The 19212-nt window shown below is 50.0% G+C and carries 19 protein-coding genes; 2 read left to right on the top strand and 17 right to left on the bottom strand.

The features are described 5' to 3' along the window. Positions 1-1471 precede the first annotated feature (1471 nt). The 5 genes from QNK41_RS10750 to QNK41_RS10770 all read right to left on the bottom strand — a co-directional run bounded on the left by QNK41_RS10750 (position 1472) and on the right by QNK41_RS10770 (position 4921). Positions 1472-1756: a PilZ domain-containing protein gene (locus QNK41_RS10750; RefSeq protein ID WP_319256591.1), complete on the bottom strand. Its 285-nt coding sequence runs from the start codon at positions 1754-1756 to the stop codon at positions 1472-1474. A gap of 704 nt (positions 1757-2460) precedes the next feature. Continuing rightward, positions 2461-3207 carry an enoyl-CoA hydratase/isomerase family protein gene (locus QNK41_RS10755; RefSeq protein WP_319256593.1) on the bottom strand — a complete coding sequence of 249 codons (747 nt, stop codon included), beginning with the start codon at positions 3205-3207 and terminating at the stop codon, positions 2461-2463. A 291-nt stretch (positions 3208-3498) separates the two neighbouring features. Next, positions 3499-3828 carry a PilZ domain-containing protein gene (locus QNK41_RS10760; RefSeq protein WP_319256595.1) on the bottom strand — a complete coding sequence of 110 codons (330 nt, stop codon included), beginning with the start codon at positions 3826-3828 and terminating at the stop codon, positions 3499-3501. Then, positions 3825-4106: an integration host factor subunit alpha gene (locus QNK41_RS10765; RefSeq protein ID WP_319256597.1), complete on the bottom strand. Its 282-nt coding sequence runs from the start codon at positions 4104-4106 to the stop codon at positions 3825-3827. The genes QNK41_RS10760 and QNK41_RS10765 overlap by 4 nt, the downstream gene beginning before the upstream one ends. 521 nt (positions 4107-4627) lie before the next feature. Beyond that, on the bottom strand, positions 4628-4921 hold the full coding sequence (locus QNK41_RS10770) for a GYD domain-containing protein (RefSeq protein WP_319256599.1): 294 nt from the start codon (positions 4919-4921) through the stop codon (positions 4628-4630). Positions 4922-5534: 613 nt separating this feature from the next. Between QNK41_RS10770 and ggt the strand changes: the two genes are divergently transcribed. Next, positions 5535-7139, top strand: coding sequence for a gamma-glutamyltransferase (gene ggt, locus QNK41_RS10775; RefSeq protein ID WP_319256600.1), 1605 nt, complete (start codon positions 5535-5537; stop codon positions 7137-7139). Positions 7140-7237: 98 nt separating this feature from the next. Here the strand turns inward: ggt and QNK41_RS10780 are convergent, their stop codons facing one another. The 11 genes from QNK41_RS10780 to QNK41_RS10830 form a co-directional block, all read right to left on the bottom strand. Next, complete coding sequence (locus QNK41_RS10780) at positions 7238-7630, bottom strand: putative quinol monooxygenase (protein WP_319256626.1); 393 nt, start codon at positions 7628-7630, stop codon at positions 7238-7240. After that, a complete protein-coding gene (locus tag QNK41_RS10785) occupies positions 7560-8552 on the bottom strand; it encodes an alcohol dehydrogenase catalytic domain-containing protein (protein ID WP_319256602.1) in 993 nt (330 codons plus the stop codon). The genes QNK41_RS10780 and QNK41_RS10785 overlap by 71 nt, the downstream gene beginning before the upstream one ends. 81 nt (positions 8553-8633) lie before the next feature. Continuing rightward, complete coding sequence (locus QNK41_RS10790) at positions 8634-9416, bottom strand: SDR family NAD(P)-dependent oxidoreductase (RefSeq protein ID WP_319256604.1); 783 nt, start codon at positions 9414-9416, stop codon at positions 8634-8636. Continuing rightward, positions 9413-10714, bottom strand: a complete 1302-nt coding sequence (gene hisD, locus QNK41_RS10795; RefSeq protein WP_319256606.1) for a histidinol dehydrogenase — start codon at positions 10712-10714, stop codon at positions 9413-9415. Before hisD ends, QNK41_RS10790 begins: the two co-directional genes overlap by 4 nt. A gap of 58 nt (positions 10715-10772) precedes the next feature. Next, entirely contained in the window at positions 10773-12086 is a 1314-nt protein-coding gene (locus QNK41_RS10800; protein ID WP_319256608.1) for a TRAP transporter large permease, read from the bottom strand. 10 nt (positions 12087-12096) lie between these two features. Then, entirely contained in the window at positions 12097-12618 is a 522-nt protein-coding gene (locus QNK41_RS10805; RefSeq protein ID WP_319256610.1) for a TRAP transporter small permease, read from the bottom strand. An 84-nt stretch (positions 12619-12702) separates the two neighbouring features. Beyond that, a complete protein-coding gene (locus QNK41_RS10810; RefSeq protein WP_319256612.1) occupies positions 12703-13866 on the bottom strand; it encodes a TRAP transporter substrate-binding protein in 1164 nt (387 codons plus the stop codon). Positions 13867-13895: 29 nt separating this feature from the next. Further along, on the bottom strand, positions 13896-14126 hold the full coding sequence (locus QNK41_RS10815; RefSeq protein ID WP_319256614.1) for a hypothetical protein: 231 nt from the start codon (positions 14124-14126) through the stop codon (positions 13896-13898). Positions 14127-14330: 204 nt separating this feature from the next. Beyond that, positions 14331-15494, bottom strand: a complete 1164-nt coding sequence (locus tag QNK41_RS10820) for a UxaA family hydrolase (protein WP_319256616.1) — start codon at positions 15492-15494, stop codon at positions 14331-14333. 2 nt (positions 15495-15496) lie between these two features. Further along, positions 15497-15775 carry a UxaA family hydrolase gene (locus tag QNK41_RS10825; protein ID WP_319256618.1) on the bottom strand — a complete coding sequence of 93 codons (279 nt, stop codon included), beginning with the start codon at positions 15773-15775 and terminating at the stop codon, positions 15497-15499. A gap of 100 nt (positions 15776-15875) precedes the next feature. Beyond that, complete coding sequence (locus QNK41_RS10830) at positions 15876-17138, bottom strand: lactate racemase domain-containing protein (RefSeq protein WP_319256620.1); 1263 nt, start codon at positions 17136-17138, stop codon at positions 15876-15878. A 264-nt stretch (positions 17139-17402) separates the two neighbouring features. On the opposite strand from QNK41_RS10830, the gene QNK41_RS10835 reads away from it, so the two are divergent. Beyond that, the gene (locus tag QNK41_RS10835) at positions 17403-18950 is read left to right on the top strand and encodes a sigma 54-interacting transcriptional regulator (RefSeq protein WP_319256622.1); all 1548 of its coding nucleotides are present in this window, start codon (positions 17403-17405) and stop codon (positions 18948-18950) included. Positions 18951-19016: 66 nt separating this feature from the next. Here QNK41_RS10835 and QNK41_RS10840 read toward each other — a convergent pair. Further along, on the bottom strand, positions 19017-19212 hold a 196-nt coding region (locus tag QNK41_RS10840), incomplete at its 5' end, for a hypothetical protein (protein WP_319256624.1).

A 19212-nucleotide genomic window follows, 5' to 3' on the forward strand; every position in this document is an offset into this window, starting at 1 on the left:
CGTTATGAAAAGGCACTGACAGCCATCGAAGATGAAGCCATGAAAATTGTCACTGAAAATATGTCTGAGAAAGTCCGAAGTGGACTGACTGTGATCATTTCAATGGCCAGATATCGGGTTGATATTAGAGAGTAACCACCACCCCAAACAATTTTTTAAAGTCCTAACAAAACCTGCCGATCTTTATCGATGGGCACGCGCCAGAGCACAGATCTCTCAACCTGCATTGCCTTGAGTCGTGCCCCGTCCTTTTAAAGAGGGCATGGCCAGTCAACGGACGCTGGCCATGTCCGTCCATTTTTAGCCATAAAAACATATGATATGCGCTTCATATTCACCCCCCTCCCTCTACCTCAAAAGTTTCCTGGTAGTAGGTTTGATTGGTTTTATAAGTTGCCTAACCTCTATTTGCCATAGGGAATGAACGTCAAAAGGGGGTATAGAAAAAATGCAAATCTTGAATAGCTAAATATGTGGTAGTTATAATGAAAACTACAATAAGTAATATTTTGTTGGCGTCTTCTCTAAACATTTATCCCTCCTAAGGAAAAAATAATCATTTCTTTAATTATTGGTCAAAGGGATAATAACTTAAACTATTTTTAAAATTGATTTATCAACGTGGGAGTACATACCGATATCAATCTTCAAAAAAACGATATGAGCTATGCTGTATCATAGTTGAAGGTTAAACGCTCCTCCTTCCTCCTCTTAGACAAATCCCCTGACCAGGGCCTTGTCTTTTTTCATGGATTCATCGTATTTAGGCTTATAAGCGAAGAGCCCGGAAGTCCCCACAGATAAAAAAACGATTTGTTTCAATAATGCCTATATCTGTTGATAGCATATACTTTAAAAAGTGCTCAAATTGCGGATTTAAGTGGACGTCACGAGGCAGTTTTCTAACTGATTCGAACCTTCATATAATCGGGTATCAAGCCAATTTCAAAGAGCTTACCACCGGATTATTCTATTTCAATCATTCATGCAAAGGAACATTGGCAATTCAAGCGTATCTTTTTGGAGATCTCTATGACGGCCCAATTTTTAAGGAACGAGCAACAGGTGGTAAGGCATGTCCAAGTTACTGCCTTCACCGCGAGGAACTGCAGCCTTGCCTGGCTGAATGCGAATGTGCGTATGTCAGAGAGATCGTGCAAATCATTAAAAATTGACCGAAGCGATAAATTTTAAAAGATTCCCATTATGCCGATGAACTGCACCATCGGTATGGCCCCCTTAGATTTTAAGAGCCCATCCGTTTAATTTACGCCCCCATTCGAAGTTATTCAGAACAAGGACAATCAAAACCCCAATACCGCCCACAATACACGCTGAAATAAATTTAATCTTTTTCATCTTACCCCCTTGGTACGAAGATTTATTTCTTCGGTTTCATGGTCAGCAAATACCGTTTTTTTCTGAATAAACTCAAGCAAGGTGATCATAGTTTTCGCGGTAATTTTTTTAATCAAATAAATTCGACCCCAAAGCCCGCATTATTTAGCCATAGAATGCTCCCTCTGCGTTTGACATTATTCTGGCCGAAGGAAAAAGGGATACTAATGGTAACAATATCTTTGGTGGAAAATTGATTAACGCAGTATGTTTCAATATAGGCACCACCAAGGCTGACATCTTTTAGACTGCCTGCGTATAACCGATTCGCATGGTGAAAAACGATCTCTGCTGGATACTTTTTCCTTTCGTGAAATCGTCTGTAATCGTAATTATTAACAGCGAATTTTTGTTCCATTTTTTTTCTTATTCATCAATCTTTAGGGAACTGAGAGTGTAGATATCCTATGATCCTATCTGCATATTTGTTGATGAGGTTCATCTTGTATGATGTCTCCACCATGTAATAATTGGTCTATTTTTCCAGGCAGCAATACATATGCCAAAAACTTTATAATAAATAAATACGGTAAGTTATTATGATTGAGAGGTGTGTATTGAATTGAAAATTAGGTTATTATGAGGATTAAGTTGAAAAATATAACCTTTTTTACACAAATATTGAGAAAAGGGAGAGGATTGAGGCGTAACATCATTTCATAAGATTGATAGCATTCAATATGAGCCTAATTCGGTCAGTTGGTAGTTTTTTCCTGTCACCACGCCGCCAGCCCGCTCACATTGCTTAATTCCCTTGATGCAGTACTTATTGAAGGAAGAGATTCGAATCTATGGCAACATGATCAACATCCGCTGATATGGCGGTACACGGCAGAGCCTTTAACGGGGCCCCGCCTTTTTTGATGACGCGGATTTAAAAGACGCCGGGCCACCAATTGGGCAGCCCGGCAAGGAGGAAAGATCATTTAAGCGACTGGGCTCCCTGGTCCCATGGCGAGGTCGGCAGAATACCCGTCATATAGTCGCACAGTAACCCTCAAATCTTATTCGTTAATGATATATATCCAAAATGATTTTATAGCGTGGCAAGTAATTCCAATGTTAAAATTTCACAGACGCTTCCAGAAGGTTCTTTTGAACTGGATCGCTAAACCAACAATCGAGAAACACTTCATTTTTTGACGGGTAATTTTTCTCGTATCTTCTTTTTATTTCTTCGACTTTATTGGCTTTGACAGCCGAGAAAGCCTGGCTTTGGAAACTTGCGATTTGGGAAAGCCGTTCTATAGTAAAATCTTCGAGCTCCTCTGGTGGGCCAACTACATCGATCAGCCCAATTATCTTGGCATCTGTAAAAGACATAAACTCGCCGCTGTAAATCATCTGTGACGCGTAGCGGTTTCCGATTGTATGCCTGAGCATCATATCAGCCAGATAAGGGACCGGAAGCCCAAGATTCAATTCGTTCAGACCGATTTTCTTTTCTTCGGATACCGCATATCTGTAATCGCAGGTCAGAGCGAGAATATTACCACCTGCTACGGCATGGCCAGAAAGCGCACATACCGTGGGAAAAGGGGCGGTAAAGAGTTCCAAACACAATTTGTTAAATCTTTCCAAGAAATTTCCCATTTCAGGTCGGTCAAATTTTAGCACTTCTGGCAGATCGAAACCAACACTGAAGAACTGGTCGCCACCGCAAAGCGCCATTCCGCGTGCAGTTCCTTTAATTTCAACCAGGGTCTTTGATATCTCATCCACCAATTTCGAGCTTATCGGGTTAGTAGGACCACTGTTCAATCTTAATATTGCTATGTGGTCCTGAAATTCTTTGGTCACTGTTTGCATAATAAATCCTTTCAGTGTTTTAAATTTCAGACGGCTGGTACCGGTGAGTTCCCAGAGCTATTAACGGTCACCAGGTTGGTTTGAACCACAATAGCGAGCGCATTCACCGTCGCTTGTCAGAGCGAAGCAGAGATCCCGCTCATCGGGGCCGGGGAGAGGGTTCAATTGTCCACTGACCGCCGGGCCGATATCTGACTTGAAGGCAATCTGGCAAAGCCGGTCGGCAGGTCGAAGTCGGCGATTTCAATATCGAGGAAGATGAACGTGCTGGATTGTGATTCCTTTCTCTGTCTATCTGTCACCTTCATTAACAATTTCGGGGAGATGACCTTCTTTGCAGATTAGGCCATCAATCGGTTCATCGAAGGTGACTGCAAATCCGTCCTGATCATTGCGAACAACTTTTCCGGAGACCTGAATCGTATTGTCAAATTGAAACAATGGGAATTTGAGGACAATGGATTCTCCAGCCACAAATTTTCTCCATGTTCTGACGAATAAGCCGTCAGCACTTATGTTTTTGATAAAATCTCGATAAGCTCCCTCTTTAAGTTTATATTCCGCAATGATGAAAGCCGAACGGCGGGGATATTGGCGATTATCTGGTATGCGATTCATCATTCATTCACCTTATCCCGCAACTTACCAGAGCACTTGAACGTCACCACCCGCCTTGCCGGTAGCATCAAATCTTCATCGGTGGCCGGATTTCGTCCCTTCCGCTCTGCTTTTTCCTTTACACAAAATTTGCCGAAGCCGGAGACCAGGACATCATCACCAGATGCCAGGGTGGACTTGATCATCTCAAGCAGGGTTTCGACGATCTGCACTGATTGATTTTTTGGAAAGCCAAGGCCGGATTGGATCTTTTCTGCGACTTCGTTCTTTGTCAGGGCCATAAATGTTGCTCCGTTTCGGAAATCATGGAATTAAAGGAAGGATGGCAACACGTTCGCAGAAATCTAAATTATTGTCAAGGGTTCGGTATTGCTTGACAATAGCATCAATACGAGATTTCTTTTAAAAGACCATCCCCTTTTATACTCTACACTCCTATAGGTCAGAATTGAACCGCGACAGCGAGCACATTCCCGGGCGCTTGCGGCGGGGAATGCGCGCGAACGGCAATTCGAATTTTGGTGTCCTTCTTGCTGAGATACTGCCAAGCGATCAGCAGGATGGACAAAAAAAAGGGCAAGACCTTGGGCAGGAGGTCTTGCCCTAAAATGCGAAGCGAGAGGGCAGCGCAAAATAGAAGCTGTCTCAAAAATAGTCTAAGTGCCCATGGCAGCGTTATGAAACGGCTTAAAATGCTCACATACTACATGTATGCTCCGCTTTTTCGCCGTTTCAAGCCTTGCCCTGAACCCTGATCCTTATTTTGAGATAGGTTATAGTGTTTTACTGTGGCCTACGATGTTCACGGTAACGTGGCAATGATCTCTCTATATTCCTTTTCCGGAAATGCTTTTAGGGTTTCAGAGCGGACGGCTCCTGCGGCACCAATGGCAAGCATGGTGGTGGCGTATACCGCGTCATTCGGCGCTTCACTGATAACCACCATGTCATAATGGCCCATGGTAAGATAAAATGCCTTGAATTCACCTCCAGCGGCTTTCATGGCTTGCTTGACTTTGTCCAGTCTCGCAGGGCTTTCTTTGATGTTCTCAATACCTTTTTGGGTGTAATTGACTAATGTGATGTAAGTCGGCATGTTCCCGTCTCCTTATGTGAATGGTTGATGTTGCTGTGAAATTTACGATCGCCTTTGGTTCCTCCTCCATTTGGCAGGCAGCACCTCCTTTCAACTCGCCAAACAGTTTTTCCTCGAATACGCTCGACTTTCTTTGGTCATAGCCATACACAGGGGCAAAGCGCCGAACGTTCAATTTTGGGTGGAAAAGTTGCTTAGCGCGTGATGCTCAACTATAAGGATATAGGGATTTTGGTGAACCGAGGTAGAGGAACGGCGTCTCTCAGAAGTGTGACCAGAATGTCATTTAAGATTTGGTGATATCTATAGTAGCAATTTCCCTAAAATTTAAACTATGATCTTGATGGTGCGTTGTCAAGATATTGGCAGGAATCCTAAACTGACCATTCAGGGCGACTCGGCGCTACAGGGAAAGGGTCTGGGTTTGAGAGATGGGATGGACAAGCCACGGGGAATGTTCTGACTGTAACGGCAGTGCTACGCGGCACCGTAAGGATAAAAAAAGAGATTTCCAGTATGCTCGCTATGGCGGTTCAAGCGACGCCCTGGCAGCCACGGAAATGCATCTATGCCAGAGGTGTTGACCGTTGTATAAACAAGGAGTTCTACAACCATGTCGAACCATTTTGCCACCCATCGCCCGCTTCTGATGAGCACCAATTGGATGATCACAGCCGATCATCCCTTAGCCGTCCAAGCCGGCGCAGCCGTTCTGGAATCAGGCGGCAACGCCGTGGATGCGGCCATCACCGCCAACCTGGTGATGACAATCGTCAGGCCGCATATGTGCGGCATCGGCGGTGACCTGTTCATGCTGATCCACATGGCCGCCAAGGGAACCTTCGACGCCCTCAACGCTTCGGGCCGGGCCCCGGCGGGAGCTACCCTGGAGGCATACCAGGGGCTCGGTTACCAGAGTGTGCCCGAGACCGGCATTCACACCTGCACCGTACCGGGTGCCATTGCCGGCTGGCAGGCGGCCCTGGAGAAACACGGATCCCTGGGTTTGGACACCCTGCTGGCCAGAGCCATCCCCTATGCGCGAGACGGATTTCCGGTTTACCCGGACCTGGTCAATGCCCTCAAAGAACGGCAGGCTATCCTGCAGGTCGCCGGAGCCGCCGGAGAGGCTTTTTTGCCGGGTGGGGCAATCCCCCGGGTGGGCCAGTTGATGGTACAGCCCAAGCTGGCCCAGTCTTACCAGACGCTCATGGAAAAAGGACCGGACGCCTTTTACCATGGACCTTTGGGCGAGGCCCTTATTGCGCATTCAGAGGCCATTGGAGGCTTTTTCAGCGAGGCTGATCTGGCCCGACACACGGTGGAGTGGGAAGCGCCGATCACCAGCGATTACCGCGGCTACACCCTTGCTACCCAGCCCCCCAATTCCCAGGGAATCGCCCTTCTCATGCAGGCCAACATGCTGGCAACCCATGATCTGGCGGCCATGGCTGTGGACTCGGCCGAGTTGATCCACCTGATGGTCGAGGCAAAGAAACTAGCGTTTGTCCATCGGGACGCCTGTGTCTGCGATCCAGCCACCCACCCGGTTCCGGTAGCAAAGATGCTGTCCCGATCCCAAGCCAGGGATTGCGTCAATCTAATCGATCCTGACCGGGTGGCCAAAGGCTATGAAGCCCGGGATTTCACCCGGGGCGGTGATGACACGATTTATCTGACCGTGGTGGACGCCGACGGCAACGCCGTGGTATTGATCCAGTCGCTTTACGAGGCGTTTGGTTCCTGCGTGATGGTGCCGGCAACGGGCATGGTGCTTCATAACCGCGGCCGGGGATTCACCCTGGATGCCTCCCATCCCAACGTGCTGGCGCCCAACAAACGGCCTTACCACACGCTGGCTCCAGCCATGATTCTTAAAGACGACCGGCCCGTCATTTTGCTGGGAACCCCGGGGGCCGACGGCCAGACCCAGACCAACATCCAGGTGGCGATGGACTTGATCGACTTCAAGGCCGATCCACAGCAGGCCAATGAAGCGCCTCGCTGGCGCTCCAACCCGGACGGCTCGCTGATGATGGAAAACCGCTTTCCGGAAAGGACCATCGCGGCACTCAAAGCAAAAGGGCACGATGTCCAGGTCATGGAAGGCTACGCCGAAATCATGGGGTCTTCCCAGGTGATCATGATCGACCAGAAAAGCGGTGTGCTCAAGGCCGGTGCCGACCCGCGCAGACAGGCCTACGCCATCGGCAAGTAGACCGTTCCCATCCAGCTAACGGAATCGGTGACAATGCCTGCAGACAGGATTGACGACAGACACATGGGCGAAATCTGACCCGCCGCTCCGGCCGTCGATCATGCCTCCCTTAGTATTTTTAGCGATACCTTTACTACATGATCCTTAACTTTTTCTCTATATGCGAGCATATGGGGCGAAGACTGATGCTTTTTCAGATCCTCCAATGTATTCCATTTCTCGATTATCGTGACCACATTTTCATTACGCGTTTGGCCCGGTAATCCAGAAGGGGCGTCGATGGTCGGCACATATTCAATACAACCCGACTCTTCGATCACATTTGGGATATTGGATTTGAAAACAGTAAGGAACTCAGATAACCGACCTTCCTTAATGGTTATCGATGCAATTACATGGATCATATTTTCGACTCTATTTTCAGGGGACCAAAACAATCTTAGCTGCCGCGCTGCGCCCATTGTGCAGGTCGTCAAACGCCTGGGCACCATCCGCAAGGGAGCGTGTTTCCGCCCAACCCAAGTCTCCCAACATTCCGTCCGCGATGGCTTGAACAGCTGCCCGCATATCGGCTGCGGTGTAACAATAGACGCCGATCATGGAGACTTCAAACAATGTCAGTTTTCGAATGTCCAGTTCTCCACCGGAATCCATCAGGCCAATGTGTATGAATATGCCGCCTGGACTGACCGCAGTCATGGCGCTTTTGCGGGTAACCCCACCGCCCACCGCGTCGATCACCAGATCGAAAGCATCGGCATCCAATGCCGGATCGTTGATCGGATCGTGGACCCGGCAGCCCACGTGTCGGGCAACCGATTCCCGGCGCATGCCGTGGGTTTCCGCCACCACCAGTCGCCTGCAGCCATAGCCCCTCAGCAGCAATGCCGCCAGAAGCCCCACTGCCCCTCCGCCGATGACCAACGTTCGGAGTTCAGCCAAAGGGCGATGGGATGCCTGCATTGCCAGATTCAATGCGTGGAGTGCCGTCGCGGCAGGTTCGGCAAGCGACGCATGGACAGCATTCAGGCCTTCGGGAACGGGTATCAAATTGACCGAAGGGATGGTGACAAGTTCAGCATAGGCGCCTGCCAGCCGCATCCCGATCAGTTCCCGGCTGGCGCATAGGTTCGACCTGCCAGTATCACAAAGCGGGCATCGCCCACAGGTGATCAAGGGATTGATTACCACCCGTTTGCCCTCCGCCACGCCGGAAACAACGGTTCCGGCAACCTCGTGCCCTAAAATCAGAGGTGGGACGCGTCGGGGGTCCTTACCGTGATAGGCATGCATGTCCGACCCGCAGATGCCGGACGCTTCGACTTTCACCAAAGATTCCCCGATCCCGGGGTTCGGGTTGGGTTCCTCCCGGTAGATGACTTCATTTGTTGCCGTGTAAACCAATGCTTTCATGCGCTATATCCTCTTGGCCGCCAACTATACACCCATTGTGTATGATACATGCAACGAAACGATCCCGTCTCTGGACAAGCACTATTTGGCTGTCCAGCCCCCGTCCAAAAAGATGGTCTGGCCGGTGATGTAATCCGACGCCCGTGAGGCCAGGAACAGTGTGACACCCGCCAAGTCCGACAATTCCCCGTTGCGTCCGATGATAGTCTGGCGAGACAGGGCGTCGATGACCTTCTCGTCATTATACAGGGGAGAGGTGAGGCCGGTTTTGAAAAAACCAGGCCCGATGGCGTTACAGGTGATGCCGCTCTGGTCCTTGGACCAGGCTTCCGCCATGGCACGCGTGAGTTGCATCACCCCCCCCTTGGAAGCACCGTAGGGCATACTGTTGGGAAATGCACGCAGCGACTGTAGCGATGCAATATTGATGATTTTTCCCCATCCTTTCTCGTGCATGGATGGCACCAGAAGCCGTGCCAGAAAGAACGGTGCCGTCAAATTGATGTCAATGGTCTTGTTCCATGTCTCGGGGGTCACCTTGTCCCATGACTCCCTGAGATTGACACCGGCGGCATTGACGAGGATATCGGGTGAGCCGAAACAAGCGGCGGCGCGCTCCGCCACAGCGGTCAGTTGGTCAAGCTGGCTGACGTCGCAGGTCACATAGGCAGCACGCGACCCAACGGATTCAACGTCGGCCACCGCTGCCTTGAGCCCCTCCTCCTCGTGGGGAAGCGCGGCGTGCACCACCGCCGCGCCTGCCTGGGCGAGGTAATAGGCCATTGCGCGACCGATACCGGAACTGCCCCCTGTCACCAGAGCCACCCGGCCCTTCAGATCAAACAGTTCGTCGATCATGCTCATTTGGATTCTCCTAAATTGAATTTCTCATCTGGAAAATACTTGGCCAGGCGCACATCTGATGTGCGCGCATGGGCCTCCATGCCTTCCAGACGGGAAATGCGCGCAGAGACACATCCAATCTGTCGATTGGCTTCTCTCGTCAACCGTTGGTAGGTGACTGTTTTGATAAACTTGCCGGCACTCAATCCACCGGAGTAGCGCCCCGCTTTCTTGGTGGGCAGGATATGATTGGGGCCGGAGGTCTTGTCGCCATAGGCCACCGTGGATTCCTCACCCAGAAAGAGGGAACCGTAATTGGTCAATGTATCCAACCACCAGTCGAGATCTGCAGCCTGAACCTCCAAATGCTCCGATGCATATTCATCGCTCACCTCGACGGCTTCCTCTCTTGTGGAGGTAACGATTACTTCTCCATAATCGCGCCACGACGCCTCTGACACCTCGGGGGCCGGCAATGCAGCAATGACCTCGGGAACTTTCTTCATCACCTCCTCGGCCAGATTCTGTGATGTGGAAATCAACACGGCCGGTGAGTCGTAGCCGTGCTCCGCCTGTCCCACCAGATCGGCGGCGACAATGTCGGGATCCGCCGTCTCATCGGCGATTACGCAGATTTCAGATGGACCTGCAAACACATCGATTCCCACTTCCCCATAGAGAATGCGCTTGGCCTCGGCAACAAATTTGTTGCCAGGCCCCACCAGGATGTCCGCAGGCTTCCCCGAGAAAAGCCCATAGGCCATGGCGGCAATTGCCTGTACTCCTCCCAAGGTCAAAATCACGTCCGGTTTAGCAACCGACATGGCATAGAGAATAGAAGGATGAATACCGCCCCCGTGATGGGAAGGGGAGCAGGCAACCACATAGGGAACCCCGGCGGCCTTGGCCGTGGCAATGCTCATGAGTGCCGATGCAGCATGGGCAAAGCGTCCTCCTGGCACATAGCAACCGGCGACATTCACCGGAATCAGTTTCTGTCCGGCAATAACACCAGTATGCAATTCCGTTTCAAATTCAAGCAAACTCTCCCGTTGCTTTTTGGCAAAATTGTATACTTGCTCATAGGCAAACTGAATATCGTCTTTTTTCTGCTGGTCCAGGCTGGCGGCTGCCTTATCGATATCTTCCTGGGTGATGATAAACACACCGGTCCAGTTGTCCAACTTCTGAGCATACTTTTTTACTGCCGCTTCACCGTTTTCCCTGATATCGTTCAACATGTTTACTACGATCTCACGGGTTTGCGTTTCATCGGTTTCAGCGGTTTTGCTTGCCTTTTTTAAGTAATCGACACTCATTGAGATACTCCTAATCTGAATTGTTTAAGGGTTGATATTAGTTTTCATCCGCAATAGATCAATTAATCAACCAGAGTGAAATCCATGGCACGTAGCCTATCAACAACGCGATGGCGAGCATGGTGAATACAAACGGAAAGACGTATCTGGAGATGGACATAATCGGTGTTCCGGTAACGCCTGAAACCACGAACAGGTTTAAGCCCATTGGGGGTGTAATAAAACCAATGCCCAAAGCGGTGACCATGAATATACAAAAATGAATGTCGTTCATACCGATTTCCTGGGCCAACGGCAGCAGCAGCGGCGCCAGAATAACAATATTCGGCGTCGTTTCCATAACGCAGCCGGCAACCATCAAAATGAAGACCATGATGACAATAATCAAATACGGATTGCTGGTCAGGGAAGTCATGAAGCTGACGAACGCCTGAGGAACTTGCAGGCTGGCCAGGGTTTGGGCCAACGGCAGGCTCATGGCGATAATGGGCACGATCACACCGCTTACTTTTGCGGACGTCTCTAAAATCTTCGGAATATCACTGATTTTCAACGTTCGCTGAAAAAAGCCGATGATTATTGCGGTGAGAGCCGCCACGGCCGCGCTTTCCGTGGGGGTAAAGATGCCCGAGTAGATGCCGCCCAAAATGATTACGGGTATGAGAAGCGCAAAGCGCCCCGCGTATACAGTTTGACGCCAGTGTGTAAAATTGAATCCCGCGGTGCTGTTTTCGTATCCCTTGACACGGTTGACCAACGCATTGGCAAACATAATCGAGAGCAAAATCAGCACACCGGGAATGGCTGCGGCCAGAAACAGGGTTGATGCGCTGATGCCCAACACCAGTCCGATAATGATATAAGATATGGATGGCGGAATTAAAATCCCGGTGCATGCTCCCGCTGCCACCAGCGCGCAGGCATAGGGCTTGGGATAGCCTTTAGCTGTCAACCGGTCGATGGTGATCCTGCCGATGGCTGCGGCGTCGGCGGCATCCGAGCCGCTGATACAGGCAAAAAAACCGCAGCCCAGTACGGTGGACGTTCCCAATCCGGATCGATTTGCGCCCATGGTGGCTTCGGCCACGTCCAGCAGCTTGCCGGACAACCCGGTCCGCACAAGAATGTCTCCGGTAAGAATAAACAAAGGCACCGCAATCAATGCGAATGAATCGATCCCATCGAACAGCGCCTCGCCCAGTAGTGTAGGCGGGAGGACACCTGTTAACAGCAGCATGGCAAACGAGCCGATTCCAATGACGACCCAAACCCGGACGGCCAGTAAAATCATGACGACCATCAATGCCAGCGGAACAAAGAAGCCCCATCCGAGAATGATTTCTTCTTGTTGCATCAAATATTGTTGAAGCATGTGTAGACTCCTAATCGAAAAGTTTCTTTCCCTCGAATATCGGTCGACCGGCCTTGAGGTCGGAGACATCTCGGATGACGGACTGAATCAGCCGTATAAGCATCATGGCGAACCCGAGCGGTACGGCAGCCAAAAACCAGGCCAGGCTGATTTGCAGGCCATGAGTCACCGAACCGAATTTAAGGGATACCAGAACCGTCTCAAGGGACCACCAGAAGGCGAGAACAGCCAGCACGATGGTGACCAGATCGCCTAAGATCATGATCATGGCACGCGCACGGTCGCCGACGAGCGGCAGGATTACGTCGATGCGGATGTGCGCACGCTCCTTAATGGCGGCCGATGCGCCAATCCATGAAACATAGATAAAGGCGTAGCGCGCGACCTCTTCCGCCCAGATCGAAGAGTAACTCAGTGCAAATCTTCGGAACACTTCCATAAAAATGGTTATCACGATCAGGGAATAAAGCGGCAGCAGCAACCATCGCTCGCCGTTTTCATCAATATTGTGGAGGATCGTTCGAATCGTCATGCGTCACATCCTTATTCTCATGCAAATTTCAAGTGATGAACGGGCGGCGCCTTTTTATGGACCGGCGCCGCCGTGTGTCAAAACTTATGCCTTAACGTCGTGCACGTAGTATCGTCCCATCGTATTGGCCGCATTGAGAAGCACATCAAATGTTTCCAACGATCCGGCCAGTTCTTTCTTAAAACTGTCCCATGCAGGCAACTGAGCGCCGGCTTTTTCGACCCACTGCTTCTTTTCATTCGCAGTGGGCACATAAAATTTCACACCGGCTGCAGCCAGTTCAGCCATGGCATAGGCGCGGGCAGCCGGCACTTTGGCCAGATTCTGCTGCATGGTGATGTCACTGGCGAAATCGATGCCTTCTTGGATTTTTTTGGGTAACCCTTCAAACCACTCGAGATTACAAGAATAAACTTGACTATCGGGCACAGCGCCGTTGAAGGTCACCCAGTCCAGCACATCCTTGAAACCGAAAACATGCAGCGCTTCAACAGAAGGATCCAGGGCATCCGCCACCCCCTGCTTGATGGCTGAAGAAGTTTCACCCCAGGCAACTGGCGTGGGATTGGCGCCCAACAACTGATAGAACTGTGCCAGAATCTTGGACCCGGGTACGCGAAACTTGAGTCCCTTCATCTGGTCCGGCGTCTTGATCGGGCCGGCAACCCCCTTGCGGGTCGCAACCACACGCGGGTCGATGACGACATACCATAGAACCTTGAAACCTTTTGCGGCCACCTTGGTATGAACTTCTTTGCGCCACGCATCAGAATTGACCAGGTTGACGAACTTCTGATTTTCGCCACACCAATAGGGGATATTGATTAAATCGGCGACCGGAGCAAAAGGGGCGAAGTTGGAAATGGAATGCTGGGCAGCCTGTATCGTGCCGCTTTGAACTTTTTGGACCAGCGCGGAACCGGCTCCCAGTTGTCCGCCCGGCGCCAGTTTGACATAAACTTCTCCATTGGTGCAGTTTTGGATATTTTCTTTCATATCCAACTGCATAATGGGGTAGCTTCGCGAGGCGCCGAGTATATATGCGGTGGCGATATTCATCGTGTATTTGGCCGTCTTTTTGCGCACCGTCTCCTCCTTGGCAACCTGCGCGCTGGCCTCTTTCGAACCCAATACGCCACTGAATAACGCTACCGTGGCGGCCGTAAATCCAAATTTGGTCGTCAATTCCATGAAACGACGCCGCTCTACCATTTTCGGGCCGGATTCTTTCTGTTCGTCATGGGCCATTTTTTCGTCTCCTTTGTCTGAGTTGAGGATTACTTTTCTAAAGCTTCTTTCTTCAAAGCCGCTACGATCAATGCAACGCAAGCCACGGTTAGCAGGATAAATTCTGCCACATTCCCTAAATGTGGTAGATTCAGGCCATATGAGACCTTCGCTTTGCCAACGAGTACGTTGATAAAGTACAGGGCGAAAAGAAGAAAAAAGGTAATCAGTGCGCCTTTTCCCTCTTTGACGTTTGTCTTGTTGTCCTGTTGTGCCTCCATGGCATTTCACCTCCGGGTTAGGCATATTGATTTAACGTTTTCTTACAGACTATCTCGATAAAGCGTTACCGTCCTTCTATTGCCGTGCAAGGATCTAAAAATCCTGCTTTTATCGGGATCCATTCCGACCCCGGAACCGTTGCTGGTTTCCAGAGCCGGAATGAAGATTTCAACTTGTTAATGTTTCCGTTGCGGTTGCCTGATTTAGGCGCTCTCGTAAAGCTTGGTCAGGACGTACTCTTCATGTCCAAGAACTTCCTGGGCAGTCAGGCGGCCTTCGCAAGTGCGAACCAACATGTTGATAAGGTTGTCGCCGGACTCGTCCAGGGTCATTTCACCCCTCAAGATGGCAGAACAATCGTAGTCGATGTGCTCGGACATATCACCAGCAGTGCGCGGATTGGCGGTCAGCTTGATCACCGGTTCGATGGGATTGCCGATGATGTTGCCCTGCCCGGTGGGAAAGAGATGGGCCACAAAGCCGGCGGCCGCCCACAGCGTAACCGCTTCGGCTGCGGCACTGGAAGAGTCCATGTACCACAATCCCGGCCCGGTGGGAGTCACCGCCTTGTCCAGAGCTCCGACATATTTACACTGTCTCCCGATTTTCTGAACGTTGCCCATGGCTTTTTCTTCGATGGTGGTCAGTCCGCCGGCGATGTTACCCTTGGTGGGCTGGCTGCCGGAAAGATCATCCGTCTTATTGCGGTCGATCATGTCGGCATAGCGATCGAAAAGGTCCATGAACTGCTTGGCAGCCTCGGGTGTTGCGGCCCTCTCCTTGACGATCATCTCACCGCCGGTGATTTCACTGGTTTCACCGAAGCTGCAGGTGGCGCCCATGGCCACCAGTTTATCAAAAACATTGCCCACCGTGGGATTGGATGCCAGGCCGGAAGTAGTGTCCGACTCGCCGCATTTGGTGGATACCCAGATCTCGCTCAAATCGCACGATTCCCGCTTCAATTCACTGGCCCAGTGAATATATTCTTTGGCCTTCCAGCTGGCCATCTCCACGGTCTTGATCTCACCATGCCGCTCGATGGCAAAACCAGTTACCGGTTTGCCGGTCTTGGCGATGCCTTCCACAATTCGGTTGGTCCACTCGGGTTCGATGCCGATGACGACCACCGCCGCCACATTGGGATTGGCGCCGGTGCCGATAAGGGTGCGAAAGAACAGCTCCAAATCTTCGCCAAATTGCAACCGCCCGTATGCATGGGGAAGTGCCTTGCAGCCTTTGATATTGTAAGCCACTTTTTCACAGGCCGAGTTGCTCAAATCATCCAACGGCAGTATTACCACATGGTTGCGAATACCGACGCGTCCATTTTCACGTCTATAGGCCATTACTTTTGGATTGCTCATGGTTACCACCTCCTTGTCTTCAAATTCTGGGTGTGTACGTGTCCGCCCTTTTTGACGTCTGCCACGACTTTCCCGATGTCAGCACCGTATTTGATAACAGAGCCGTCAACGTGATGGTCAATCATGGCGATTTTATGCCCCAGGGGGATGTCGTTCAGCGTCTTTACTTCGACCGGTTCCTGGGTGTCCATGAACAACCCCTCTACTGTTTCACCAGCTTTGATGTCGACGGTGGCAACCCCGACACTGTCGGCCTTTTCGTGAACTAGAAATTGAATCATTAACTTTCCTCCTTAAATTTAAATAAAAAAAAACGAATGTCGGTCAAATACTGACCGGGTCAGTGATTATCAATTTAAATGCTGGGATTGACACAACACGTTATTGGTCGTCACTATTTAGAAAATAGGTGGTAGCTGCATGAGGAATGACCGCTACTTCCGGGGTTCCCTTAAAATCATCCACCCATTCCTCCATAATGGTTGAAGGATCGGCAGCCCTCAAATGGCAATTTCTCATGATCCCGCTATCCAGATCATCGAAATCAATGGCTTTGTAAGTCACGCGCATCCCGCCAAATAAATCGGCCTTGCGGGCCCCCATGGTATAACCAAAATTATTAAAATCGTTCATGACCGCTTCCGGTTCGGCAAGCGGGCAAACATAGTCGAAATAAACTTCCTCACTAAAGCCCTTCCGGAAGGCAACCAGAAGTAAAATTTTGCCGCCTTCTTTCACCGCATGGGAAACGAGACCGAAGCTTTTCTGAGCCTGATACGCGCTGATATCCTTGGGGTAACCCGCACAGGATGCCAAAATGATGTCAAATTTTTTGCCAAGTTCGAGGCCATGCACAGCCGCACAGGTTTCGGCCCCTTGTTGAAGGACAACGTCCGGCTCGCCGGCCAGAATACGAACCACCTGCTTATCGGTATTCAGGACGACATTGATCGCAAAATCGATTCCAATCATTCGACCGGCCTCATCCAGGTCTTCGCGCATCGGGTGGCCACCAAGATGCCATCTATGGGTAGGGTCTTCTTGGATCAGGCGGTGGTTATGCCGTATGCTGTCAGCCGACCCACACCCGATCACAGCTTCCTTTGAGCCGCCGGTAAAACCGAAATACTGGTGTGGTTCGATCAGCCCGATGACCATTTTAAAGTCCGCCTCTCCAAAGGCGGCGTTGATTCTCACCGGTGTTCCGCGCTGGGTTATGCCGAAATCTTTCATCCGCGCGTAACGGGCAGCATGGGTAACAACATTGCAGCTGCGAACCATATTTAATGAAAGAATCATCTCGATCATTTCAGGGTTCGGGGTTGGCTGCAGTCCGTTCCCAAGGATAATGGTCACTCCAAGCGGTTCTAGTCGGGGCAGTGCATGGAACAATCGCTGAATGATCTTCGGCAGAAGCAATGCTATCGGAACCGGCTGAGTTTCATCCGGAATGACGATGGCAATACTCGACGGATTTTTTTTCCTCAACTGGGCAATGAACCGGGCGTTTTGCAGGGCAAGATCCATCATGTCTGAAAGAGTCTCCCGGACAGGCATCGCCTCCGGTTGCAGAACCGTTACATTGGCTTTTTCGGGTATTTTGATGAGTTTTAGACCTTTGTGGTGATTCAAAAGGTATTCCATGCAAAACCCCGTTTTGGTAAGATCCCTTCTACAACAGCATGGAAGGTGCCAACTCTAAAAAAAACGTATTACATTGAAATCTCGAATAAATAATCTGGCATACAAAAAAGATCCTAACTTTTAGGGCCCGATATTGGGCACAGTGCCCAAAATTGGGCTTTACGAATGTGCGCTTAACATTTAAGATGTGGATCATGGCCGGTTTCTATAGAGCAGCCAATTCGATTCGTTCTCCGACAACCTTCTTACAAAATTGTGAACCTTATGGAATGGAGTCTTGCAACCCGGCACCAAATACTGCTTGAAATTACCAATGCCGTAATTTCCAACAAGACCAATCAGGGCTTTTTTGATGCACTTACCACAGAGTTAAACAAGCACTTCCCCTGCGACCGTCTGAGCATCAACCTTTATGATAATAAAAATCAGTCGCTGCAGTACTTCACCAAAGTATTTGGGATTGGTCGCAACACCATCTCAGAGCAGGTACACCGCCCGCTAAAGGGATCCATTGCCAAGATGGTCATCCAGTCTATGAACCCGGTTATCATCGATGATTTGACACAATATGCGGATTTACCAATTATCAATTGGTTGATTAAAGCCGGCTTGACTTCAACCATGGCGTTCCCGCTGATCGTTCGCAAAAAAGTATTGGGGACGCTTCACTTTTCATTTAAAACCCGCCCGAAGCATCTATCGGAATTATCGAATTTGCTTACTGAAGTATCCAGGCAGGTCGCCATTGCCGTCGACAATCTGGTGGCCTACAAACGATTGAAGGACGAAAAAAAACACCTGGAAAGAGAAAAACAATACCTGATGGGGGTCCTTGAAGAATACAATCCAGAAAATTTCTATTACATTTCCGCTGAGATGTCTGAAATCATGAACCTGGTTAAAAGGGTTGCAGCAATCGACGCACCGGTTTTAATTACCGGGGAAACCGGGACCGGAAAAGATTATTTAGCGCGATACATGCATCATATAAGCCCCCGAAAAAATCACATGTTCATTAAAGTCAACTGCCCCGCCATCTCATCGACCCTGTTTGAGAGCGAGTTGTTTGGCCATGCCAAAGGCGCATTTACCGGTGCCGATTCTCAACGAATCGGGCGATTTGAAATGGGTGACAGGGGCACCGTTTTCCTTGATGAAATTGGCGAATTGCCCGCTGGCCTACAGGCCAAGTTGTTGCAGGTATTGCAGGAGAGGCGCTTTGAACGTGTTGGCGACAATCAGCCCATCGATGTCAATTTTCGACTGATTGCCGCCACGAACCGGGATCCCGAAAAAAGCATCCAACAAGGCAAGTTAAGAAAAGATCTGTATTACCGCCTGAATATCATTCGCATTCATGTGCCTGCGTTGCGCGACCGAAAGAAAGATATCCCCTTGCTGGTTGAACAGATCAATCAGATTGAAGCCACCCAAATCCATCAAATCGCGCCAGTCTACAGCCAGTCAGCACTTGACCTGTTGACTGCCTATGACTGGCCTGGAAATGTCCGGGAATTGAAAAATCTTGTTAAACGAATGATAATTCTTAAGCCCAGCGAAAAAATTAGCATCGATGATGTTGAGAAAATGATTGACTTGAAGAATCGAGCCGACCAAGAGAATGAAAATAGTCTTCCCACCCTGGCGGAGTCCGAACGCCATTCCATCGAACAGGCCCTGATCAAGTGCAAGGGGGTCATTGGTGGTGGTAAAGGGGCCGCGCGCCTATTAGGGGTCGCACGCTCTACCCTCCAATATCGTATGGCCAAACATGGAATAAAGCCCAGAAAAGTTGTTACGCTGGAAGACTGATTAATGAGAAATGAGCGACCGTCCACGTGATGTTTCCACCCAAGCTGAGCGTTTCCCATTTTGGTTTTATAAAAAATTATTACAAAAAGTATGGGTTATGTCACTTAGCGACTTCAAAATGGAAAACCCATTGGGTTTGCCGATCTTTATCCGCCTCAGGCGGATCACCACATCTTCGGCGTTAGATATCGCCGCGCATAGTCCACTATAGCGCGACGACATCTGCCTTGAATCTGCGGCAAGCTCGACAATCGCAGTGTTG

The organism is Desulfosarcina sp., from assembly GCF_033791525.1.
Lineage (GTDB): Bacteria > Desulfobacterota > Desulfobacteria > Desulfobacterales > Desulfosarcinaceae > Desulfosarcina.